The 22,324-nt window shown below is 54.1% G+C and carries 19 protein-coding genes and 1 tRNA gene; 8 read left to right on the plus strand and 12 right to left on the minus strand.

The genetic code is table 11. The annotated features are described in order from the left end of the window. Positions 1 to 74: 74 nt before the first annotated feature. From JAO79_RS15180 to JAO79_RS15205, 6 genes are all read left to right on the plus strand, one after another. On the plus strand, positions 75 to 857 hold the full coding sequence (locus tag JAO79_RS15180) for a hypothetical protein (protein WP_199008069.1): 783 nt from the start codon (positions 75 to 77) through the stop codon (positions 855 to 857). Continuing rightward, positions 850 to 3,789 (plus strand): hypothetical protein, encoded by a 2,940-nt coding sequence (locus JAO79_RS15185; RefSeq protein WP_199008070.1) that lies wholly within the window; start codon positions 850 to 852, stop codon positions 3,787 to 3,789. Before JAO79_RS15180 ends, JAO79_RS15185 begins: the two co-directional genes overlap by 8 nt. Further along, positions 3,782 to 5,218, plus strand: a complete 1,437-nt coding sequence (locus JAO79_RS15190) for a hypothetical protein (protein ID WP_199008071.1) — start codon at positions 3,782 to 3,784, stop codon at positions 5,216 to 5,218. The genes JAO79_RS15185 and JAO79_RS15190 overlap by 8 nt, the downstream gene beginning before the upstream one ends. After that, the gene (locus tag JAO79_RS15195) at positions 5,211 to 5,816 is read left to right on the plus strand and encodes a condensin complex protein MksE (protein WP_199008072.1); all 606 of its coding nucleotides are present in this window, start codon (positions 5,211 to 5,213) and stop codon (positions 5,814 to 5,816) included. The genes JAO79_RS15190 and JAO79_RS15195 overlap by 8 nt, the downstream gene beginning before the upstream one ends. Further along, positions 5,803 to 6,798 carry a hypothetical protein gene (locus tag JAO79_RS15200; RefSeq protein ID WP_199008073.1) on the plus strand — a complete coding sequence of 332 codons (996 nt, stop codon included), beginning with the start codon at positions 5,803 to 5,805 and terminating at the stop codon, positions 6,796 to 6,798. The genes JAO79_RS15195 and JAO79_RS15200 overlap by 14 nt, the downstream gene beginning before the upstream one ends. Positions 6,799 to 6,874: 76 nt before the next feature. Continuing rightward, on the plus strand, positions 6,875 to 7,177 hold the full coding sequence (locus JAO79_RS15205) for a monooxygenase (protein WP_199008074.1): 303 nt from the start codon (positions 6,875 to 6,877) through the stop codon (positions 7,175 to 7,177). A 9-nt stretch (positions 7,178 to 7,186) separates the two neighbouring features. Here the strand turns inward: JAO79_RS15205 and JAO79_RS15210 are convergent, their stop codons facing one another. From JAO79_RS15210 to JAO79_RS15255, 10 genes are all read right to left on the minus strand, one after another. Then, positions 7,187 to 7,687, minus strand: a complete 501-nt coding sequence (locus JAO79_RS15210) for an ureidoglycolate lyase (RefSeq protein WP_199008075.1) — start codon at positions 7,685 to 7,687, stop codon at positions 7,187 to 7,189. Positions 7,688 to 7,768: 81 nt separating this feature from the next. Further along, a complete protein-coding gene (locus JAO79_RS15215) occupies positions 7,769 to 8,434 on the minus strand; it encodes a FadR/GntR family transcriptional regulator (RefSeq protein WP_199008076.1) in 666 nt (221 codons plus the stop codon). Positions 8,435 to 8,521: 87 nt separating this feature from the next. Continuing rightward, a complete protein-coding gene (locus JAO79_RS15220; RefSeq protein ID WP_199008077.1) occupies positions 8,522 to 9,571 on the minus strand; it encodes a tartrate dehydrogenase in 1,050 nt (349 codons plus the stop codon). Positions 9,572 to 9,611: 40 nt separating this feature from the next. Further along, positions 9,612 to 10,580, minus strand: coding sequence for an asparaginase (locus JAO79_RS15225; protein WP_199008078.1), 969 nt, complete (start codon positions 10,578 to 10,580; stop codon positions 9,612 to 9,614). A 10-nt stretch (positions 10,581 to 10,590) separates the two neighbouring features. After that, positions 10,591 to 11,850 (minus strand): TRAP transporter large permease, encoded by a 1,260-nt coding sequence (locus JAO79_RS15230; RefSeq protein ID WP_199008079.1) that lies wholly within the window; start codon positions 11,848 to 11,850, stop codon positions 10,591 to 10,593. Beyond that, entirely contained in the window at positions 11,847 to 12,392 is a 546-nt protein-coding gene (locus JAO79_RS15235) for a TRAP transporter small permease (RefSeq protein ID WP_199008080.1), read from the minus strand. The genes JAO79_RS15230 and JAO79_RS15235 overlap by 4 nt, the downstream gene beginning before the upstream one ends. 69 nt (positions 12,393 to 12,461) lie before the next feature. Next, on the minus strand, positions 12,462 to 13,436 hold the full coding sequence (locus JAO79_RS15240) for a TRAP transporter substrate-binding protein (RefSeq protein ID WP_199008081.1): 975 nt from the start codon (positions 13,434 to 13,436) through the stop codon (positions 12,462 to 12,464). A gap of 337 nt (positions 13,437 to 13,773) precedes the next feature. Next, positions 13,774 to 13,850, minus strand: a tRNA-Arg gene (locus JAO79_RS15245). A 42-nt stretch (positions 13,851 to 13,892) separates the two neighbouring features. Further along, positions 13,893 to 16,730, minus strand: a complete 2,838-nt coding sequence (locus tag JAO79_RS15250; protein ID WP_199008082.1) for an insulinase family protein — start codon at positions 16,728 to 16,730, stop codon at positions 13,893 to 13,895. A gap of 35 nt (positions 16,731 to 16,765) precedes the next feature. Then, positions 16,766 to 17,065 (minus strand): hypothetical protein, encoded by a 300-nt coding sequence (locus tag JAO79_RS15255; protein ID WP_199008083.1) that lies wholly within the window; start codon positions 17,063 to 17,065, stop codon positions 16,766 to 16,768. Positions 17,066 to 17,452: 387 nt separating this feature from the next. On the opposite strand from JAO79_RS15255, the gene JAO79_RS15260 reads away from it, so the two are divergent. Beyond that, a complete protein-coding gene (locus tag JAO79_RS15260) occupies positions 17,453 to 19,438 on the plus strand; it encodes an SDR family oxidoreductase (RefSeq protein ID WP_199008084.1) in 1,986 nt (661 codons plus the stop codon). A 73-nt stretch (positions 19,439 to 19,511) separates the two neighbouring features. Here the strand turns inward: JAO79_RS15260 and rnt are convergent, their stop codons facing one another. Both rnt and pyrC read right to left on the minus strand, forming a co-directional pair. Then, positions 19,512 to 20,168 (minus strand): ribonuclease T, encoded by a 657-nt coding sequence (gene rnt / locus JAO79_RS15265; protein WP_199008085.1) that lies wholly within the window; start codon positions 20,166 to 20,168, stop codon positions 19,512 to 19,514. A 36-nt stretch (positions 20,169 to 20,204) separates the two neighbouring features. Beyond that, a complete protein-coding gene (pyrC, locus tag JAO79_RS15270) occupies positions 20,205 to 21,236 on the minus strand; it encodes a dihydroorotase (protein ID WP_199008086.1) in 1,032 nt (343 codons plus the stop codon). 154 nt (positions 21,237 to 21,390) lie between these two features. On the opposite strand from pyrC, the gene JAO79_RS15275 reads away from it, so the two are divergent. Then, positions 21,391 to 22,317 carry a flagellar protein MotY gene (locus JAO79_RS15275; RefSeq protein ID WP_199008087.1) on the plus strand — a complete coding sequence of 309 codons (927 nt, stop codon included), beginning with the start codon at positions 21,391 to 21,393 and terminating at the stop codon, positions 22,315 to 22,317. Positions 22,318 to 22,324: the final 7 nt, after the last annotated feature.

A 22,324-nucleotide genomic window follows, 5' to 3' on the forward strand; every position in this document is an offset into this window, starting at 1 on the left:
AATGGTATTTGGCCGCTGGCTCGAGTTTTCAAGTTGAAGCCGTGGCTGCGTTAACTTCGATAGTAGGTGCAAACTTGAAAACTTACCTAGAGAAGATACGGAGAGGTGAGCCGGTTAATTATCCCGCGTTTTTGAAAAAGCTACCTGAACGAGCGCGTCGGGTGCACCGGGACCTCTTCGAGACTCGGAAGGTTTCGGTGAACCGGTGGTTAGTGACGGTGATCGATGATGCAGCTTTTTCTAAACTAGTTGAGACTGCAGAGGCGCCTGTCAATCGCTTGGAAGCGGCCAAACAGGGCGACTCTCACCGCCATGTAACGGCAGTGAGCTTTGTGCTTGCGTACCACCAGAGACAACCCGGCCCTCGGCCCGATACAGTCGTCGTTGTCGGCGGCGAGGTGGATATGGGTTTCGTGTCAGCCACCGATGTATTGGTGATCGAAAATGAGGAAAACTTTTATCGTTACCGGCACATGCTCAAATTTTCCAGCGAGGCACTGGGTATTCCGTTAGCGCTCGCCAACTGTGATGTAGTACTGGGTGGAGGCAACCGGATTACTCAGGCTTCCAGCCTGCAATGGCTGGCGGGGTATCGAAAGGTGTACTGCGCCTTTGATTACGATATGGGCGGTTTGCAGATGTTCGCTACCATGGCTCGCGTACTGGGCGACAAAGCCTGCTTTGTGCAACCGTCAGAGTGGTCGCCTTGGTTGAGGCGTTTTCGGATGCTCCCGAAAAACACGGAACGGTTTACAAAAGCCGTCTCGCTGGCGGAAGATCTGGGGTTTATTGGTTTGGCGCGAGCGTTTCGCAGCACGGGTAAATTTATGGAACAGGAGATGATTCTGGATGACTGATTCACAGGCGAGCCCCAGCGCGTTCACCTTTGGCGTTCGCCGCTTGGTGTTGGTGGATTCGGCCGGCTTCTGTTACGTGGAGATTCCCGTGACGCACCACGGCTTGATTTTGGGGCCGGGAAACTTGGGTAAATCCAGTTTATTGAATTCCCTGCGTTTGTTCCTGTTGCCTGAAAACAACTTCAAGAACAGCCGGAAGAAATTTGCTTTTCGAAACGCCAGCGCCGGTAGCTTCTACAGCAACGAAGAAAGCTATCAGCATTATTTCCCGGGTAAGTTCAGTTTCCTGATTATGGAAGCTGAGAACCCCGCCGGTACCCATTGCCAGATTTTGTACCGGGATAACAGCAGTCAGCTGAGTTATGGTCGGGCCTTTGTGCCAGTGCCTTATGAGCAGTTACGACCCCTTTTCTGGAATGGCGATGACCCGGACGGCATTGGTCAGGCAGTTCCGGAATTATCCTTCAGCCGGCTATCTGAATCTCTGAAAAAGCTGTCGAAAGACACTCGTTTTGTGAATGACCCGGCGCGTCTGAAGTCGATGCTTTATAGCAGTGAGCTTATGAACGCAGACGCAGTGCGCTACTCCGTTTTGCCTTTGGGTGAATCAGATGAACGCAAAGTGCAATCGCTGCGCACACTGATTCTTCTGCTGTTTGAAATGAAGGCGGATGATCGAGCCATGGCCAACGCGGTGGCCAGTATTGTCGAGGCTGATAAGAAGTTTTCAGACGATGCCTTTGATTTCAATATCGATGAATTCCTGAACCATCACGACCATCTAAAGCAGCAGCAAACCCAGCTTAACCGTATTGAGAAAGAACGCCCGCGTTATGAAAAACTGAACGGTGATTATCAGAAGTATCGGACGCTACTGCGAAGCCAGCATGACTTTGCGGCTTTCCGGGAGGGGCTCACGGCTGCATTGGAGCAAGTAGGCGCACAGCGGCGAACCGCCGTGGAGGCTTATAACGAGCAGAATGAAACCCTGAAGCATGTTGTGCAAACCCTGAAAAAGCTGGAACAGGAAACCAATAGCTTGAAAGGGGAGGTGCGTGCGGCTGAACGAAACCTGAAACGTGCCGAGCAGGACAAGCAAAATGGCGAGTTGCTAATTGCCCAATACGGCTCCATGACGCTGCAGGAAATCGATGAGGTCTTAAAAGAAGACAGGGAAAACAAACAGAGCCATCTGAACGCTTTGAAAAGCGCCGCGCAGGCGGAAATACGCTTGGCTAAGATTGACACCCAGAAGCGCAATCTGGAAAGCAAACTGACCGCGCTCACGGAACGGGAAAGCAAGCAGCAGTGGCAGTTGCAGAACCAGCTGGATGAGGCGGTTGCAGCCCCCTTGCGTGCCGTAGACCCGAAGCTGATGCTGGCCAGTCCCGGGCAAACGCTGGACTCCGCGAGTAAATCCATTATCGAGGCCTTTGCCAGTTTGTTTGCCCCTAACGGCAAGGGGTACGACTGGTTTGATATCGAGTACCCGGGGCAACCAGCGCGGCAGGAAGACTATGCAGAACAGCGCCGTCGCCTGGAAGGGGAGCTGAACGGCTTGGAGAAAGAGCGTTCGGAGCTGGCCGACACCGCGGATAACGAGCAGGACCGACCCCGGTTGATTGAGCGCACAGAAAAAGAACTTCGGGCCATCGATAAAGATCTGGAGACGCTAGCCCGCTACCCGGCCGCAGAAACCACCCTGAGAGATGCGACAGAAGAGCGTAAAGCCGCGGAAGAGACGCTGGCCAAGCTGAATGAGCAAGCCCGGCTGGAGCAGGAGAAAATGGACGCGGTGCAGCAAAAAGCTGCAAAAGCCCGGGCCGAGAAAGAACGCATCGAGGAACGGGAGCGGGAACTGGCGCAACTGAGCCGAAGCGTGGGTACGGCAGAGCACCGGTTCCAGCACCTGAAAGCGGTTCAGGCTGAGCAGCCATTAGCGGTGGAAAAGGTGTCCGTGGCCGCCTTTGATGACCTGCAAAACCAGCTGGATGAGCTTGAGGCCCTGCGCCGGAACATTCTCGATCACTTGCGCCAATTCGTGTATCTGGGCGTGTATGAAGACACCGCCGGTGAACTGCAAAAAGACAGCCCTTCGTCGGCGGTTATCCGTGACACCTTTAAAGGGTTGTCAGACCTGTTTGCTGCGCTGACTGAGCGCTGGCGCGTTCTGAACGAGCAGATCTCGGTTCATAACGAAACCGTGGCCAGCTACGTACAGGCGCTGACCTCCAACCACGAATTCATCAGCCGTTTCGAAGCCCAGCTCAACCGGGAACTGGAAGGGGTACAGATTAACGATCTGGTGGAAATTCGGGTGGATATTCACACCGATCCGAAATTCCGCAATCTGGTGGAAGAAGCCAACAACATCGACCCTTACGGCAATCAGCTTCAGTCCGAGGCTTTTTATGACAGGCTGCGGGTGTTCGTGGCGGATTTCTTTGATGAGCAGGGCAGCAAACGCCTGACGATGGATAAGGTGATCACCGGCATTTCTTACCGAACCCGAAAAGAAAATGCCACCAGCCTGGATAAGAAGGGCCAGTCAACGTCCACGACGGCCCTTATTAACCTGGAGTTGGTGTACCGATTGCTCAAGCGAGTGTTGTACCCGGGCGTGCAACTGTCGTTCCCGATGGTACTGGATGAGTTGGCCAGCGTGGATGTCAGCCAGATGCCGGGACTGCTTGACCGGCTCAGTCAGCAGGGCTTTAACCTGTTCTCCGCCGCCACGCACAGTGCCAGTGCCGAAGTGATTTATCTCATTGGCCGCCATTTGGAAGTGGGGCAGATGCGTACGTCGCGCCCTTATAGCCCGCAACGAACATTGGTGTTCTGGGGCGGCGCTGAAGGTTTCACCGGTGGTGAACCCGTCAGTCACTGGGCGGATCATACCCAGAACAGTCTGTTGGAGCTGGCGGATGAGTAAGCGTTTCAGCACGCTGGATACCACCCGGTTGTTGTTTGATCACCCGAAGATTCTGTTTCGGTTGATTGAACGTATGGACCGGCACGAAGCCCGTTATGTTCGTGAAAGTGACCTGGTTGCCGAGGTGATGGAATACACCCGCAGCCTGTCCGGTGCCGATCGTGATCGGGTGCGGCTGGCGATGAACACCGACAACCTGTTTCGATCGGGCTTGGTGATCGACATCATCAAAGCCGAAGGCGAACGTCGGTTGGTGTTTCAGGATGCGCTAATTAACCTGATGCGCGCCTGCAACGCCTCTCTGTATCAGGAGTTGACCGACGCACGCCTGCGAGGCCATTTGGTGACTTTACGGGACGTTCGCAACCGGCTGGAAATCAGCAGCTTTAGTGAAGCCGACCCGGATTTTACCGAACTGCGGGATGACCTGAACGAGCGAGTCAGTCAGCTGATCGGCCTGTTACGCCAGAATGTTCTGCGCATGCAAACCATCAGCGCGCAATTTGCGGAGCTGTCCGGTGATGCCAGCCGGGCACCGGAGAAGTTTCTTGAGTTCCGGCAGAACCTGTTGGAACAGATCGTGACGTTGTATGAACGTCACATCAAACCTACCTTGGTGTTTTTGAATCCCGATACGCGGCTTCCCGATGGCAGCAATCTGTTCGAAACTCTGGAAGCCATGGTTCGCTTGCTGGAAACCCACGGCGACCACAATCTGGCCGACCAGCTGTTTCGTTCATCCCTCAGCCTGAATGCACTCTACAAGCCGATTCAAGCGGTGGCCCACGAGGTGGAGCACTTCCTGCGCAAAACCCGCCGGGGCATGGTGCAATACAACGCCATGGAGCATTTCTATGGCAAGCTGCGGGAACTCAAGGGAGAAACCGAAACCTTGAGCCTGCGGCGCAAATGGCTCGAAGGCAGCGATTTCGCCCGAAGCACCGGTTTTCTGGTGGGGTTAAGAGCGCAACAGCGCCCGAAGCATTACGCCTTTGGTAGTTCGCCCAGCTATTACCAGTTGTTGTTCAGTGAGCTGGATTTACGCTTGGCGGATTTGCGACGCAAGGCAGAAGTCCCTGAGTTGCAGCAAGTGGAGGGCAGTGGCCGTGCGGCCCGAGTGGATGTTCACCGTATCAATCAGCTCTATCAATGGCTGGAAACGCTGGAGCTTCGGCCAACCAATGATTTGGTGCGAGAGCTTCATGGTCGGCTGGAAGGGTTTATTCCGGGGTATCGGTTCCCGGATTTATTGGCCGCTCTGAATCGCATGGTGAATACCCCGCCTGATGGTTTTCAGGTGGTCACCACCAACCGGTTCCGTGCACTGGAAACATCGCAAGAAGCAGTGGATAAGACAGAACCGGCCTCTGAACAGTTTGTTTATCGTAAGCGTCGATTGGAATTACAAGCAGAGAAACATCATGACTGACCTGAACAGCCTGCAAACGGACCAGCACCCTAGTAGCTTCGATGAAGTCCTGCCGGCCCACAGTGCCGCTCTATACCGGGAATTTCAGGCTGGACGTGTCATTGTTCGGGAGCTTTGGGACAACAATCGCTCCGAACTGGTGGCGAACCCTTTGTATAACCTGCTTTACAACCACCTGTCTCATTTCCGGACGTTTTACGAACACCTCGGATGCGAGCTGGTGTTTAACGATGACGGCGCCTTTTTCTTCCTGAAAGAAAGCAGTGACGATGAAGCCGAAGAACACGATGAAAACGCCTTTCGGGTACAAGTGGTTCTTCTGTTGATTGGTCGATATTTCGCCCGCAGTGGCCGTGATCTTGAGTATCTGGCGCGCCCTGATGCGGGGCTAGGGGAGCAGGATTTGATCGCGATGGGCGCCGATGACGAATATCTGGAAATCCTGCGTGCGGCCCGCTTTGAAAAAGGGTTGTCGGAAGCGCTGGACTACTTGGTTAAGCGCAACCTGATGTTCAGCGGTGGTGCAAACCGGTATTTTTTAAGTTCTGCCGGAATGCATTTTCTCGAAGAGTTGGTCCGGGAATATGAGCAAGCATAGGCTTGTTGGGCCTGCAGTGCTGGCTTTGCTGGTAGCAGGCTTGATTGCCGCCTTCGCCAAACCCATGATGGTAGAGGAGCGGTTAATTTCTATTGCTGCCCATGACCATTTCGGACACCATCCCCAATTACTTGAGCAGCCGCTGCCGATACAGGCACTGTTGCTGGATTACCAAACAGATTCCTTGCTATGGCTAAAAACACTCTCTGCCTTGCATGTGTATCCTGATCAGACGTCCATGGTGCTTGAGCTTTTTGGTGAAGAGCCTGAATTCAGGCTGGCATTGAGAGCGCAGGGTGAAAAGCTCATTCCGCCGGTTATTCACTTCTACCGAAACCCGGTGACCAGCATTGAAGTATTAAATCGCATTACCGGCGGCGACGCTGCGTTGAGTCCTGAACAACGGGCGTGGTACGCCGTGAAATTTGCCAATAAAGAAGGCGATGATTTCACCGGCCAGTTTCGAGTGGCACCGGACGGTAGTATTGAATGGATCTGGACCGAGCGAATCACCGAAGGGGTTACCCGGTTCTTCACCAGCGGCATTCGTACGCTGGAAACCCGATACCGAACGGATCAAGAACTCCGTGCCAGCGATTTTGGCTGGGCGGCGGTAGATGCCGTGATCATTGGCAGCGCGGTGAAGTTCCTCAAAGCGGGCAGAGTGGCTGCGAATACTGCTCGGACCGCATCTGTATCGACACGAACGGCCAGCTATTCCACTCGACTGGCGCGTGCCGGTCAAATGGCATCGGCGATAGTGAGCAACGCCAAATGGCCCGCTTTCATGGCGTTGGCTTATGTGGTTGTGACGCACCCTTCTATTCTCAATGATGTGTTCGCGGGTGCGGCGTCGGTATTGGGGGGTCCTGCGTGGATGATTCAGCTGCCGGGCTGGTTTCTCGTTCTTCTTCCCTTACTTGTGGGGATAAGTTGGCTGGCCAGAACGGTGCATGGGCTTATTCCGGTTCGACGATCCTAGGATAATGGCGCTATCTCATTATTGATAGAAACAAGAGAAATCAGACGATTTTGTCTGCTCAAGAGGAGTGTTCTTTATGAAAACATTATTGCAGGTTGATTTCCCGTTCGACGGGCCTTTCGGGCAGGAAATGACAGATGCGATGAAAGAACTGGCCGAATCCATTGCCGAAGAGCCCGGGCTTATCTGGAAAGTCTGGACCGAGAATCCGGCCACGAAGGAGGCCGGGGGGATTTATCTGTTTGAAGATTCAGACAGCGCCGATAAGTACCTGGACATGCACACCGCGAGGCTCAAGAGTTTCGGTGTTCCTGTGGTGAATGCCAAAGTGTTTCAAGTGAATGAAGCGCTCACGAAGATTGATCACGGGCCGGTGTAACGTTAGCGTCTAGCCGAGCGTTACCTGTAAGTTAATGGGGTACTCTTCGCAGTTGTGGCCTTCACCACCGCGATCGACAACCAGAAAACGGCCCTCGGAGTACAGTACCGATTGAATAGCATGCCAAGTGCCCGCCCGGTAGTTAATGCCTTGGTTTCCATCGGTCACGAATGCGCGCACTTGAGCTGGGTCGATAACGTCACCTGCCGGGGCGACGACAATCACAAAGCGTTCACCCTGCAGAGGCATAAATGCCTGGCTACCTAGCGGGTGACGTTCAAGGAAGCTGAGCTCCAAAGGTATTCGAACTGGCTGAGTAATGAAAATGCTGATCAGAGCGCGAGCCTCTGCGCCGAGAGTTTCGACCTTGGCTAAATCATGATGACGCTGGGTTAGCCCTCCGTTAATCATGAAGTACTCGCTGCCACGGTGATCAATCACGTCACCGAAATCAGCAAATGCCTCTGCCGTTAAAGGCTCGGCAATCAGTTGCAGGGCAGATTCACTCATCTCCATTCTCCGCTATATTGTTACTCGGCGGTGGTTTGGCCGAAATGTTTGAACGTTTTCTAGATTAAGTCAGGTGCGCTATTAAAGATCGTTGTCCTGTAAGCCGCCTCTGAGGGCCGCCGCACGGATGTGATAGGCCATGGCGGCGCTTGCACGTTCCGGCGATTGAGCCTCGATCGCTGCAATGATCTCCTGATGCTCTTCCAGTGGCTTCATCAGTTCTTCCTTGTTGCGCAGCGGTTTGCACTGTGCCGTATGAATGTCGGTGGCCAGGCGCCGACGCGTGTCGGTAAAAATGGAGTTCTGAAGAATCGAGAAGATGATGTGGTGAAAGTTAAAATCTTCCTGAACCGCATCGATCAACTGCCCTTCATCGAGCGCATAGCGCATGCGATAAACAGTGCCCTTCAAACGTTCCAGATCTTCGTCCGTGCGCAGGCGGCTGGCCATGGCTGCCGCATAGGGTTCTGCTGCTAAACGAAACTGAAACACCTCTTTGTTTCGACGATTCGTTCGGTTATCGCTGTTGCTGGTGCTGTGTTTCGGATCAGGAACAAACACACCTCGCGCCTGACGAATGTCAATTAGACCCAGAGTCTCGAGAATGCTCAGCGCTTCTCTGAGAGCTGGGCGACTAACGCCCAGCTCGGCTGCCAGTGCACGCTGCCCGGGGAGGGCCTCTCCCGGGGCGTATTCGCCATTCAGTATCTTGGTCTGAAGCGTTTTTGCTATCGCATTGTTGAGCATTTTCTGTCTATGCGCCTCTCGAACATGCTTTGAGGGTGATTGTTATTGGCGGAAGTTTATCAAAGAGCAATTCCGGGAGGCGATTGACTAGATAGCCTTCACAATTGCATCGGCCAATTCTGAGGTTGTCGCCTTGCCGCCCATATCTGGCGTGCAGTTGTCTGGCGAGGCCAGAACGTCGTTCAGTGCTGCCATGATCGCCTGTGCCGCTTTCGCTTCGCCAAGGTGCTCCAGCATCATCGCGCCAGACCATACGGCGGCCACGGGGTTGGCTTTACCCTGGCCTGCAATATCAGGCGCAGAGCCGTGCACGGGTTCGAACATTGATGGCAATTCACGGCTTGGATTGATGTTGGCAGATGCTGCGAATCCGAGGCCGCCTTGAATGGCCGCGCCGATGTCACTGAGAATGTCACCAAATAGGTTAGAGGCAACGATCACGTCAAAGCTTTCAGGGTGGGTAATCATACGGGCAGCCGCGGCATCCACGTGGTAGCGCTCCACCGTAACGTCGGGATATTCGGCAGACAGTTCTTCCGTGATTTCATCCCAGAACACCATTGAGTATTTTTGCGCGTTGGATTTGGTGATAGAGGCCAGCTTCCCGGAGCGCTGTCTAGCTTGTTCAAAACCAAATCGCAGCAGACGTTCCACACCGTGGCGCGTAAAGACCGACGTTTCTACCGCCACCTCATGCGGGTTGCCCATATGCACACGACCGCCAGCGCCGGAGTATTCGCCTTCGGTGTTTTCGCGAATGCACAGAATATCGAACTTGGTTTTCTTCAGCGGTCCAGAGGTGCCCGTCAGCAGACGGTGAGGGCGCATATTTACAAACTGATCGAACTGCTTGCGAATTGGTAATAAAAGCCCGTGCAGGGACACACTGTCACAGACCTTTTCGGGCCAGCCTACGGCGCCTAAGTATATGGCATCGCTTTTTTTCAGTTGTGACAAACCGTCTGCAGGCATCATCTCGCCGTGCTCAACGTAATACTCGCAACCCCACTCGTATTGGGTCGGTGCCAGATTGAAACCAAATTTTTCGGCCGCGGCCAGAAGAACTTTAAGGGTGGCTTCGGTGACTTCAACACCAACACCGTCACCGGGTATGACAGCAATATTATAAGAATTCATTTTGGCTCCTGCGTATTAACTTTTTGCGACTGCGGGGTCGTTAGGCAAAGATGGATTGCTCGATAGGGGTGTTCCCAGATAAGGCGCACATCAACCTCAGGCGGGCCTTTCGAGCGTTCAGGTGATTTGCTTTTAGGGCACCCAGAGAAACCTGCTCTGCCAGCGATCCAGGGTATTCATAGACCTCGGCAATGCGGCCCCAGTGAGTTGATGATGCAACCACTACCGGGATGCCTCTGCTGATTGCTTTGCGCAGCGGCTCAATCCAGCTGGGCGGAATATGGCCTCGGCCGATAGCGTCAAGCACAAGGCCTTGCGTACCACTGGTCACCGAGGCTTCAAGCAGAGCCGGAGATGCGTCGATTGCGACCGGTAAAATATCAACCCGGGGCAGTTGCTCACCCGGGACAATCGTGGACGAACGCTGCAGACGATGATTCAGGCGGACTTCATCGCCGTCGACGAATCCCAGAGGACCAACGCCGGGGGAAGCAAAGCCGTTAAGCTGATAGCTGCTGACTTTGCGTACAGAGGCTGCAGAATGGATTTCTTCATTGAATACAACCACTGTACCCGCGCCCCGGGCTTCGGTGGCGCCCGCTACTTTGATTGCATCGCGAAGGTTGGGACCGGCATCGGAACCGGGCGCATAAGGTACGCGTTGGGCGCCGGTCACGACCAATGCAGTGTCTGTCAGCGCCAAAGTGGTGTCCAAAAAATAAGCCGTATCTTCCAGCGTATCAGTGCCTTGCGAGACCACTAATCCCGCAACCTCAGGGCGCTCTGCCTGCTCTAAACATAAAGTTCGTAGCTGCAGCAGATCAGCCGTGGTAAGGGCATTACTGGGTTTCTGTAAGAGCGTAATGACTTCAACCGGGCCATCGCTCTCGATCTTTAGGGTGTCCAATAGCTCTTTACCCGAAAGAGCACCAGCGATGGCACGCCCGGAGCTGTCGGGAAGACTGGCAATAGTGCCGCCCAGAGAAATGAGTACAACGGTATCTTTCATAGTCATATCGTTAAGAGAACAGAGTTAAGAGATTCGGGAACGCGACGAAAATCAGCAGTGCGGTCACGTATACAGCAACGAACGGAAGCACGGCCAGGCTGATTTTTTCCACGGATTCGTTCGCAATATTGGCGGCAATGTACAGGTTTAGCCCAACTGGAGGGGTAAACTGACCGACCGCCAAGGCGATGATGGTGAATACGCCGAAATACATGGGATCGATGCCGACCGCTGAGGTGATAGCCACGAGCGTTGGCACCAAAAGAACCAAAGCGGAAACGTTGTCCAGGAACGTACCAACCACGATCAGCAGACCCAGCATCATGAGCATGACCATTGTTGGGTCAGTGGTGATGCTCATCACCCATGCTGAGAAGAGTTGAGGAACACGCTCCGTGGTTATCACGAAAGCGAAGACATTGGCACAGACCATCAGAAACATAATGACGGCAGTTGTGGCGGCTGTGTTCATAAAGGCGCGTTTGATTTCGGTCAATCCCAGGCTTTTGTATAGGAAGACCCCGATTATCAGGCCATAAACACAGGCCACGGCTGCCGACTCGGTTGGCGTAAAGGCGCCTGAATAAATTCCGACAATAATAATGACAGGCATCAGCAGTGCCGCCAGATTTTTAAAGCGCTCGCCAGGAGAGGGCATCTCGGAATCAAGATTGACGCTATCGACGTTCCTTCTGCCGCGCCACCAGTTCAGCAAACAAATGGCGAGCGTCAACAGGATTCCGGGAATAATGCCGTTGATGAACAATTCACCAATGGAGACACCGGAAATTACGCCGTAAATCACCATGGTGATACTCGGAGGAATGATCAGCCCAAGCGCACCCGATGCAGCCACAACGGCACCAGAACCCGCAGCGGTATAACTGGTTTTCTTCATGGAAGGGATCAAGACAGTGCCCACGGCGGCAGTGGTTGCCGGCGCTGAACCTGAGATTGCACCAAAGAAAGCGGAGGACGTTGTCGCAACATTAGCCAATCCGCCGGGGCGTCTGCCTACCAGACGGCTGGCCATGCCAACCAAGCGTTCTGACAACTTGGCTTCATACATGAGAGCGCCGGCCAGCAGGAACAAGGGGATCGCAAGGAATGAAAAATTATTCAAACCTTGGAACATCTTTTGCGCGACGACCAGCAGCGGAATGTGGCTTCCGAAATAGATGGCAAGAGTACTGGCGGCACCCAACGCAATGGCTACCGGGACACCGATTAACAAAAAAGCGATAAATGTGAAGATAAGAATTTCAATCATGATACTTGTTCCGCGAGGACAGCATTTTCGTCACTGATGGTGTCGTGGCGCAGCACGGTTTTGACTGTAAGGAGGAACGCAGCAATGAAGCAGCCTCCGGTTAGGAAAAACTGGACATAGCCAACAGGGATCCCCGTGGTTGGTGAAACTTGCATCATGGCTCGGAGCGCAAGCTTATAGCTGAACCAAACCACCACGGTGAGAAAGGCGATCGTGATCAGTTGTGAGACAAAACCGAAAATCTTGCCGACGATTGTCGGCAGCTTGTCGGCGATAACCGAGACCTTGAAATGTTCACCACGCCAGAACGCCACAGCCATGCCTGACATAACGGCGAGCATCATTGAGAAGACGGAGATTTCCTGCGTCCACCCGATTGGCGTGTTGAGCAAATATCGAAACACCACTTGAATCACTACCAGAGACAGCATCACGCAGACGGCAACTGCGGCAATCACATGGCAAGCCGCCGCGATCTTGTCACACAGCGAGATGAGTGATTTTCGAAAGCCTGATGAGGAAGGGTGATCTTTTCTGTTCATAAACCGGTCCTTTGACCACCGCCGAAACTTACGATTATTGGTTTCAGCGGGGTCTGGGTGCTGAGAGAGTTACTGGGTGAGCTGGTTGAGAATCTCTGGACTGAACCGGCCCTTGGCATCGTCGTACACCGGCTGAACAGCCTTACGGAATTCTGCCTTGTCTACGTCATTGATTTTCATGCCGCGCTCTTCAACAAGCTGCCATTGTTGGGCTTCCAGTTCTGCAATCAAATCAATGTGTTTGCGGTTGTACTCATGGCCAACTTCCAGCAGAGTTTTCTGGATGTCTTCCGGCATGCTGTTGAACAAATAAGCACTCATGATCAGCGGAGATCCCATGTGGATGTGACCGGTCCGCGATACATAATCCTGAACCTCGTTGAAGTTTTGAGTCAGGATGTGTGCCGGCGGGTTTTCCTGGCCGTCTACAACGCCTAGTTGCAGGGCGGAATATAGTTCTCCGAAGGACATAACCGTCGCGCCAGCGCCAAGTGTATTGAATGTGTCGACAAACACTTTGCCTTCAGGAACCCGGATTTTAAGCCCTTTAAGATCTTCGGGATGATTAATCGGGCGAACCGAGTTCGTGACATGGCGCATGCCGTTGCCCCACCAGCCGAGAATTACTGCGCCTTGCTGTTCCACTTTCTCGCTCAGCATTTCGCCAACCGGACCTTCGACTACCTCAAGGTACTCATCCATATCCGCGAACAGGAAAGGCAAGTTCAATGCCCCCATATCCGGAACCCAGTTGGAAAGCACGGTATCCGATGCCAGGGTCATTTCCAGTGTGCCGATCATGGTGCCTTCCACGGATTCCAGCTGATTGCCCAACTGATCAGCCGGGAAAATTTGAATCTCGACCGCACCATTCGTTTTCTCTGCGATTTCGTCAGCAAATTGTTCGGTAATGGTTTGGTAGTGGTGGCCAGGAGCACCGGTATGACTTAGGCGAAGCGTGTAGTCTGCGGCGTATGCCATGCCAGATGACAGCGCCATGGAAACTGCGAGTGTAGAAATTAATGGAGTGAAGGCGTTTTTCATTGGGAGCTCCTATTCGATTGTCTTGTCATCTGCCGAAAGCCCCGGGATTGTGAACGTGAAGGCTGACGCTGACTTTTTGTTTTGTGTAAAAAAACGGTCGCCGAAGCGCTATGGCCACCGAGTTACGTGCCGGTTTGCTGTTTTGGAATGTTCTGGTCAAACCGGTCAGACCAGTTGAATGTTAGAACAACAAATAATGCCGAACAAGAGGTCTTTGAAAAATTTTCTGCGACATAAGTCGTAGGGGGCGTCGTACACGAGAGTGGCTTCTTGCTCGAAATGCGACAGGGAAAGTGCGTGTGGAGTGGCGGCGTATGGTGTTAAGGTAAAGGTAAAATGGTACCCCCGGCAGGACTCGAACCTGCTACCTTCCCCTTAGGAGGGGGACGCTCTATCCAGATGAGCTACGGAGGCATTTCAGAAGAGGCGGTATAATAACGGGCATCAGCCCGTGGCTCAAGGGGCCACAGGCTGACGCTCGCGCAGCTGGTTCAGAATGACTTGCTGATTGGATTCTCCTTTTCCTGTCAGCACCTTAAACGCGCGCTGCCGCTCAATCATTGCTTCTTCAAAGGTGCTAACCAGCTCGTCCAGTGAAACCTCCCGAATTGCGGCCGCCAGTTTTTCGCGGCTATTGAATTCGTCGTTTTCCCGGTCGATCTCTCGCCAGTATCGGCCCGATACATCGCCCAGCTGCCGGTCGCGCGTCATCATCTTGCTGATCACGGCCTGTTTTTCACGGCTCAGTTGCTCGGGCGACAGCTCGACGAGTCTGGCTTTAAAGCGGTCAGCAAACTCGTTTACTGCACCGTCGATCTCAGCGCCACTGGCTTCGGGGGATTGGACAACCAGCCCCAGAGCCGGGGTTTCCAGAATCTCGAATGCGGTGGCGTACACAATGTAGCCGAGTTGTTTGGTGGTTCTTATGTCTTCATAGAACGGGCTGCTGATGATTTGGGCCAATAGCCGGTAGCGGGCGCGTTCTTCGTAGGATCTATTCTTGCCTTGGAGGTACAAGGTATAGCCCGTGTCTGGGTGCTCTACGTTGAGCACCGCTTCGGTTTCGCCTGCAGGCAATTGCCTGACACGGGAACGTGGAACTTGAACATGGTCGCTGCTGTGAAGTACAACCGCATGCACCTGTTTCGCCAGATTCAGGGCCGTCGCTTCGGTCAGGTTGCCGTGTGCCAGCATCACAGGATCCATTGCTTTGGTGAAATCTGATCCAAACTGCATCAGTTCATCGAGGGTGACGGCTTTAGCGGCCGCGAGTTTTTCGCGGACAGGGAAAGTACCGTTCAACAAAGCGGTTTGAATAAACTCGGAGGTTTGCTGAACCGGACGATTTTTCGATTTGTTCTCAAGGCCATCGATCAACCGTTGGCGGGCAATGCGGAAACGTTGTTCGGTGATCATCGGGCCCGCGAATTCCAGCAGAATGCGATTCAGCAACTCGTGTAGTTTGTCGTTGTAACCGCCCACCCGGATGGTGACGCCGCGCAGGTGAGGGTACACGCTGTAATTAAGGCCTGCGAGTTGCGCGGAGTAAGCCCAGGCATTGAGGTTGGTTTTAATGGCATCGACCAGCAGTTGGGTCAGCACCGTGTTGCGGGCGGAGGCGCGGGCAATGGGGCTGCGCAGGCTGATGAATACATTGGCTTTAGGGGTGTTGAATCGGGTATCACGGGCATACCATACACGCATGTCGTCAGAGCCGCTGAGCAGGACGGGGTGAGGCATGCTATCCCCCGTTACCATGTCCAGGTTCTTCGGCACAAGCGGGTTGGCGGGCGGCAAAGCGAGCTGATCGGCCAGCGTTTGATTGATGGCAGTCGGAACCTGCAAGGGCTCCTGCTTCCAGGGCGTTTCATACCACTGGGTCAGATTAGGGTCTTCCAGGTTTTGATCAGGCGCCGACACCATCACCACCAGATTATTGGGGGTCAGACGTTCCAGAATGGCCTGATACTGCTCGGGTGCGTAGCGCTCCATTAAGTAGGGCGCACTCAAGATGTCTTGTGCCGGATAGTCGCGCAGCAAGCTGGATAAGCGCATGGCTTCGCGCACGGGTTCCCCGCGTTCATGAAAGCGAAAGTCGATGAGCGCCAGTTGCTTCATCTCGTCAAAACGCTCTTTGCTGATGCCATGGGCTTTAATCAATTCGATGTGGCGGAACACCAAAGCCAGAATGTCATCTTGATGTTCAAGTCCTTCACGGGTAAGCGACATGCTGATGTTGAACGTGGCGTGGCTACCGGTGTCCATGCCAAGCCCGGCTGACAGGGTTTCTACCAGGCCGGCGCGTTTGAGAACGTCGAATAGGCTGCCCGGGCCCTCGTGACCCAACAGGTTGGCCACGTAAGAAGCCGGTTTAGTGGTGTAGTTGGCCCGTTGTGAAGGGATCGGAAACGAAAGTGACAGGCTTCGGGTGTCTTTGAGCGTTTCGGCCATGATGCGTTTTGGCAACTGCTCCGGGCTGTGCAGGGGCTCCGGATGTTTGATCACCTCCAGCTTTCGGTTCGCTATGGCATTGAAACGCTGCGCCACCATGCGCTCCAGTTCATCCAGAGACTGTGGGCCGTATACCGCCAACGACATGACGTTGGCCGAATAGTTTTGCTCCCAGAACCGGATGAGATCCGGGCGCAAGGGGTTTTCTTCGGTATTCTCCAGCGTGGTCAGGTTACCAACAGAGAATTTGCTGAACGCATGATCCGGGTTGCCGGCGGCTTTTCTGACCGACAGCAAGCGCCGTCCATCCTCTTTCAGCTTGGCGCTGAATTCCGAATGCACGGCGTTCCGTTCACGATCCACCAGTTCGGGTGTGAAGAGCGGGTGGGAGAACTGCTGAGCAAAGCGGTCGAGAGCGTCTTCCAGGAACTGGCTTTCAACATCGAAGAAATAGTTGGTGTTTTCAAATGCCGTGAAAGCATTGTGGCTGCCGCCATGACTACGAATAAATTGCTGATACTCGCCCGCTTCGGGGTACTTTTCGGTGCCCAGGAACAGCATATGCTCGAGGAAATGGGCCATGCCTTCGCGGTCACTTGGATCGTTACCGCTACCTACCGCCACGTTGAGTGACGCAGCGGCTTTATCCGCCTCTGCGTCCGACACCAGGATAACGCGCAACCCGTTGCCCAACTCCAGATATCGATAACTATTGGGATCGTTGGGGCTTTTACGGGGCTCGCTATCCGCAAAGGCGTATGAGCCCGGGAATAGGCTGGCCAGTAAAAGCAGCATCGGGGGCAATCGATACAAACGTCGGAACAGGGGGCGTTTAACGGTCATGGGGCCTCATCTAGTCGGAGTTCGCTTGCTGGGGTTCAGTGCACCTGGCCGGTGTTGGTGTTGTCGGACTTTTGTGACAGTGTCTTTCGGGCCAGATCGGCAGCTTGGTCGGCATCGAGTTCGCCGGATGCAATGCGCTCCAGAACGGTCGCCATAATCGCCACGGACTGGCGATAGTCTGCAAATTCTTTCTGGAATGCTTTGTCGATGGCTTTGTAAACGGCCTCAATCTTTTCTTCTCTTGAGCCTTTATCGGCGGCGGTGTCGTTGATTGCCTTCAGGCAGGCTCGGGCAATGGCGATGTAACGTTCGGTGTTTGGATTGTCTTTCGGCATGATTGGTTTGGGTAGCCTTGAGGTGAATGAGTGAGTGTTAGAGACGCGCAAAGGCGCCGGAAGTTCCCGATTATCGCATTGCCGGAGGTTGGTTGCATTGCTCCGTAGTAAATTATGAATTTCGGCCCGTCGGCGTCGAATTCCTGTGCTAGTCTCAATGACTGTGTGTCGAAAAATCAGGCATGATTTTATTCGGGTTTTCGCTAAACTAGAGTAAAAGCTCTAGTAAAAACAATGGGTTAAAGAGCAAAAGCTCTAATAAAGTTCGATACATGTAAGCTGCAATTAAGTAGAATGCGTGCGTTCCATAACCGGACTACGACTTTGGTCGTAGTTTCAGGTGTGACGATATGACAACAAATAAGTAACACGTAGGACGGATCTTCTATGAATTATTTCCTTACAGGTGGCACCGGTTTCATCGGTCGTTTTTTGGTAGAAAAGCTGTTGGCCCGTGGTGGTACGGTGCATGTTCTGGTGAGAGAGCAGTCCCAGGGCAAGCTGGAGGAACTCCGCGAGCGACTGGGTGTGGACGATAGCCGGATCAAGGCGGTTATTGGCGATCTGACCAGTAACAGTTTAGGTATCGATAGCGCTGCCATGGAAGCACTGGAAGGAAACGTTGACCACTTCTTCCACCTTGCTGCCGTGTACGACATGGGTGCAGACGAAGAAGCACAGGCTGCCACCAATATTGAAGGTACCCGTGCAGCAGTTCAGGCCGCTGAAGCAATGGGTGCCAAGCGTTTCCATCACGTTTCGTCTATTGCCGCCGCTGGTTTGTTTAAAGGTATCTTCCGTGAAGATATGTTCGAGGAAGCGGAAAAACTCGACCATCCGTACCTGCGCACCAAACACGAATCTGAAAAGGTGGTGCGTGAAGAGTGCAAAGTGCCGTTCCGTATTTACCGCCCGGGCATGGTCATTGGTCACTCCAAAACCGGTGAAATGGATAAGATCGACGGCCCTTACTACTTCTTCAAGATGATTCAGAAGATCCGTCACGCTTTACCGCAGTGGGTTCCGACCATTGGTTTGGAAGGTGGCCGGCTTAATATTGTGCCGGTAGATTTCGTGGTCGATGCCATGGATCACATTGCACATCTGGACGGAGAAGACGGTAACTGTTTCCACCTGGTGGATTCGGATCCGTACAAAGTGGGCGAGATTCTTAACATTTTCTCCGAAGCGGGTCATGCGCCTCGTATGGGCATGCGCATCGACTCCCGGATGTTTGGATTCATTCCTCCGTTCATCCGTCAGAGTGTGAAAAATCTGCCGCCGGTTAAACGCATTACCGGAGCACTTCTGGATGATCTGGGCATTCCGGCTTCTGTGATGTCCTTTGTTAATTATCCGACCCGGTTTGATACCCGTGAGCTGGAGCGAGTGCTCAAAGGCACCGACATTGAAGTTCCGCGTCTGCCCAGCTACGCGGCCGTGATCTGGGATTTCTGGGAGCGTAACCTTGACCCAGATCTGTTCAAGGATCGCACCCTGAAGGGTACGGTAGAAGGCAAGGTTTGTGTGGTCACTGGTGCAACCTCTGGCATCGGTCTGGCGACCGCTGAGAAATTGGCAGATGCGGGCGCGATTTTGGTTATTGGTGCGCGAACCAAAGAAACCCTGGACGAAGTCGCGGCTCAGCTCGAAGCTAGAGGCGGTAATGTCCACGCGTATCAGTGCGATTTTTCCGATATGGAAGACTGTGACCGTTTTGTAAAAACGGTTCTGGACAACCACGGGCACGTAGACGTGCTGGTCAACAACGCTGGCCGTTCGATTCGTCGCTCTTTGTCGCTTGCGTTCGACCGCTTCCACGATTTCGAACGTACCATGCAATTGAACTACTTTGGTTCTGTGCGTCTGATCATGGGCTTTGCGCCCGCCATGTTGGAGCGTCGTCGTGGCCACGTGGTGAACATTTCATCCATCGGTGTGCTGACTAACGCGCCACGCTTCTCGGCCTACGTTGCCTCCAAATCTGCTCTGGATGCGTTCAGTCGCTGCGCGGCTGCTGAATGGTCGGATCGTAACGTGACGTTTACCACCATCAATATGCCGTTGGTGAAAACGCCGATGATTGCCCCGACCAAGATCTACGATTCGGTACCGACTCTGACACCGGAAGAAGCGGCAGACATGGTGGCAGATGCGATTGTGCATCGTCCGAAGCGCATCGCGACGCGTTTGGGTATCTTCGCCTCGGTACTGCACTCTCTGGCGCCGAAAGTGGGTGAGATTGTTATGAACACCGGTTATCGGATGTTCCCGGACTCAGCCTCGGCTGCGGGCACCAAGACAACCGAAAAGCCGAAAGTGTCTACCGAGCAGGTAGCATTCGCGGCGATCATGCGCGGTATTCACTGGTAAGGTGAATGGCAGTGCAACAAAAAACCCGCCTTGTGCGGGTTTTTTGTTGGCTTTAGATAATGCGCTGGCGCACTTAATCGTCGCTGCCGGGAACAGGAGGTGGCGGAAAGCCGCCCAGCTCTTGCCAGCGATTCACGATGCCGCAGAACAGATCTGCCGTTTTCTCGGCATCGTAAGCGGCGGAGTGCGCTTCTTTGTTATCGAACGGAATTCCGGCCAGTTTGCACGCTTGCGCCAGCACGGTATGGCCATAGGCCAGCCCGGCGAGCGTGGCGGTATCAAACGTTGAAAACGGGTGGAAAGGGTTGCGTTTGATGTCAGCGCGCATTGCGGCGGCAAACACAAAATTGTGGTCGAAGGTGGCGTTGTGGCCGACCAGCACGGCGCGTTTGCAGTCGAACGCTTTCACCGCCTTGCGGATCGGCGAGAAGATCTCGCTCATGCCTTCGCGCTCCGGAACGGCTTCGCGCTCAGGGTCCCACGGGTCAATGCCCGTGAAGTCTAAAGCAGATTGCTCCAGATTGGCGCCCTCGAACGGGTCGATTTGCTGAAGGTGGGTCTCGCCACGGTGTAGTTTGCCGTCTTCATCCATGGTCAGCATGACCGCTGCGATTTCCAGCAAAGCGTCTCTTTCGGGATTGAAACCCGCAGTTTCGACATCCACCACAACCGGCAGGAAGCCGCGGAAACGCTGGGACATGGGGTGAAGCGGTTTGTTTTCGTCAGACACGCGAACTCCAATGTTCGTGTTTAAATTAAAAGGTGATCAGGCCATGCGCCAGTGAACGGTCTCACCAGCTTTGAGCGGCACGATGGTTCCGTCTGCCAGGGGCAACTGTTCTGGCATGGTCCAAGGCTCGCGCACCAGAGTAATGGTGTCGGTATTCCTTGGTAAGCCGTAGAAGTCCGCACCGTTGAAGCTGGCGAATGCTTCCAGTTTGTCCAGAATGCCCAGCTCTTCGAAGATTTCCGCATACAAGCCGATTGCTCCGTAGGCGGAATAACAGCCCGCACAACCGCACGCCGCTTCCTTTTTGTCCCGGGCGTGAGGCGCCGAGTCGGTGCCAAGGAAGAATCGTGAGTCGCCGCTGGCCACGGCTTCCCGCAGGGCTTCCTGGTGTTTGTTACGTTTCAGGATGGGCAGGCAGTACAAATGCGGTCGAATGCCGCCAACCAGCATGTGGTTGCGGTTATACATCAGATGCTGCGGTGTGAGTGTTGCGGCCAGGTTGTCACCGGTATGGCGGCGCACAAACTCTGCGGAATCGGCGGTGGTGATGTGTTCCAGTACCACTTTCAAGGTTGGAAAAGCCTCGAGTGTGGGCGCCAGTACACGCTCCAAAAACACTTTTTCCCGATCGAAAATGTCGATATCCGCATCGGTGACTTCGCCGTGAACCAGCAGCAGCATACCGCACTCGGCCATGGCTTCCAGAACGGGATAAATGTTACGAATATCAGTAACACCGGAGGCGGAGTTTGTGGTGGCGCCAGCCGGGTAGAGCTTCGCCGCTACCACGCCTGAGGCTTTGGCTTCCCGGATGGTTTCCGGTGTTGTGCTCTCGGTCAGATAAAGCACCATCAACGGCTGAAAGTTTGTGCCCTTAGCCGCGGACAGGATCCTTTGTTTATAGGCGGTTGCCGCTGCCGCATCGGTGACCGGGGGTACCAGGTTGGGCATGATGATGGCGCGGCCGAAACAGGCGGCTGTCGCCGGTACAACACTGTTCAATACGTCTCCATCGCGAACGTGCAAATGCCAGTCGTCCGGGCGGGTGATGGTCAGTTGTTTGGTCATGAGGTATTCGCCAGGCAGCTCTGAAAATTTCGCAAATTATATCAGAAGGCCAGCACGAATGTTTTCGATGTGAAAGTGTTTCTGGGGCTCAAGTATTGTGTAAACCGGCCGATACGCAATCAGCAAACGAGTTTAGGTGTGTCGGGGCATTTCTATGATGAAGTTAAAACGCAGGTCTGCAAATGAGGGAGTCGCTGGTATTGCGGGCGCGATCTTGTTGTGGGCATCTGCGTTCCCGACTGCCGCGGCCAGTTTTGGCGCCGGCATCGAGAACAGCCAGTGGTACCTGTCGGAGTCAGTGTTCGAATGCTCCCTGGTACAGGAGATCCCGGGCTTTGGACGAGCGGTTTTCAGCCATCGGGCCGGGGAGGATCTTGCGTTTCACCTTGAGTCCACGCTTGCGCTGATGAAACCGGGTAGGGGCCAGCTTGTAGTAGAGGCTCCGGTTTGGCGGCCAGGTGTGGCGCCTAGGCCGGTTGGCGCTGTGAGCGTTTCGGACGGTCAGCGCTCTGTCAGTGTCGGCGCCAGAGAGGCGAGCATCATGGCTCAAGGCCTGCTTCAGGGGATGCAGCCAACGCTTACCCGAGCGTCCCGTTTTGATCAGCGGCCGGTGAGAGTCTCGCTATCGAACGTGAATTTTTCGGCCCCTTATTCGGGTTATTTACAGTGTGTTTCCGGATTGTTGCCGGTCAATTATGACCAGATTCGACGCTCCCGCGTGCCCTTTGCAAGTGGAGGCGCCAAGTTGTCTGAGGCAGATCGAACGCTGCTCGACAACATCGTGTCCTACGTGAGGGCAGACTCCACCATTGAGCGTATCTTGGTGGACGGTCACTCCGATAGCATCGGCAGCCGGATTGACAACCGCGCGCTGTCCGAAGAGCGAGCGAACGTAGTAGCAGAGTATTTGAAAGCCCGGGGCATTGATGAAGAGTTACTGGTTGTTCGCAGTCACGGCGACCAGTTTCCGGTATCGCGCCGGCACCGGGACAATCGCAGGGTCACGATCCGGTTGCAAAGGCAGGGCGAACGCCCTGAACTTCAACAAGCCAGTGGAAGCGGCGATCGTTATTCGAGCTAAACTCGGA

It is taken from the genome of Marinobacter litoralis, assembly GCF_016427555.1.
Lineage (GTDB): Bacteria > Pseudomonadota > Gammaproteobacteria > Pseudomonadales > Oleiphilaceae > Marinobacter > Marinobacter litoralis_A.

Coding starts and splice junctions, on each gene's coding strand:
- JAO79_RS15185 (WP_199008070.1), top strand. CDS start 850: ATGACTGATTCACAGGCGAGCCCCAGCGCGTTCACCTTTGGCGTTCGC.
- JAO79_RS15190 (WP_199008071.1), top strand. CDS start 3,782: ATGAGTAAGCGTTTCAGCACGCTGGATACCACCCGGTTGTTGTTTGAT.
- JAO79_RS15195 (WP_199008072.1), top strand. CDS start 5,211: ATGACTGACCTGAACAGCCTGCAAACGGACCAGCACCCTAGTAGCTTC.
- JAO79_RS15200 (WP_199008073.1), top strand. CDS start 5,803: ATGAGCAAGCATAGGCTTGTTGGGCCTGCAGTGCTGGCTTTGCTGGTA.
- JAO79_RS15205 (WP_199008074.1), top strand. CDS start 6,875: ATGAAAACATTATTGCAGGTTGATTTCCCGTTCGACGGGCCTTTCGGG.
- JAO79_RS15210 (WP_199008075.1), bottom strand. CDS start 7,687: ATGAGTGAATCTGCCCTGCAACTGATTGCCGAGCCTTTAACGGCAGAG.
- JAO79_RS15215 (WP_199008076.1), bottom strand. CDS start 8,434: ATGCTCAACAATGCGATAGCAAAAACGCTTCAGACCAAGATACTGAAT.
- JAO79_RS15220 (WP_199008077.1), bottom strand. CDS start 9,571: ATGAATTCTTATAATATTGCTGTCATACCCGGTGACGGTGTTGGTGTT.
- JAO79_RS15225 (WP_199008078.1), bottom strand. CDS start 10,580: ATGAAAGATACCGTTGTACTCATTTCTCTGGGCGGCACTATTGCCAGT.
- JAO79_RS15230 (WP_199008079.1), bottom strand. CDS start 11,850: ATGATTGAAATTCTTATCTTCACATTTATCGCTTTTTTGTTAATCGGT.
- JAO79_RS15235 (WP_199008080.1), bottom strand. CDS start 12,392: ATGAACAGAAAAGATCACCCTTCCTCATCAGGCTTTCGAAAATCACTC.
- JAO79_RS15240 (WP_199008081.1), bottom strand. CDS start 13,436: ATGAAAAACGCCTTCACTCCATTAATTTCTACACTCGCAGTTTCCATG.
- JAO79_RS15250 (WP_199008082.1), bottom strand. CDS start 16,730: ATGACCGTTAAACGCCCCCTGTTCCGACGTTTGTATCGATTGCCCCCG.
- JAO79_RS15255 (WP_199008083.1), bottom strand. CDS start 17,065: ATGCCGAAAGACAATCCAAACACCGAACGTTACATCGCCATTGCCCGA.
- JAO79_RS15260 (WP_199008084.1), top strand. CDS start 17,453: ATGAATTATTTCCTTACAGGTGGCACCGGTTTCATCGGTCGTTTTTTG.
- pyrC (WP_199008086.1), bottom strand. CDS start 21,236: ATGACCAAACAACTGACCATCACCCGCCCGGACGACTGGCATTTGCAC.
- JAO79_RS15275 (WP_199008087.1), top strand. CDS start 21,391: ATGATGAAGTTAAAACGCAGGTCTGCAAATGAGGGAGTCGCTGGTATT.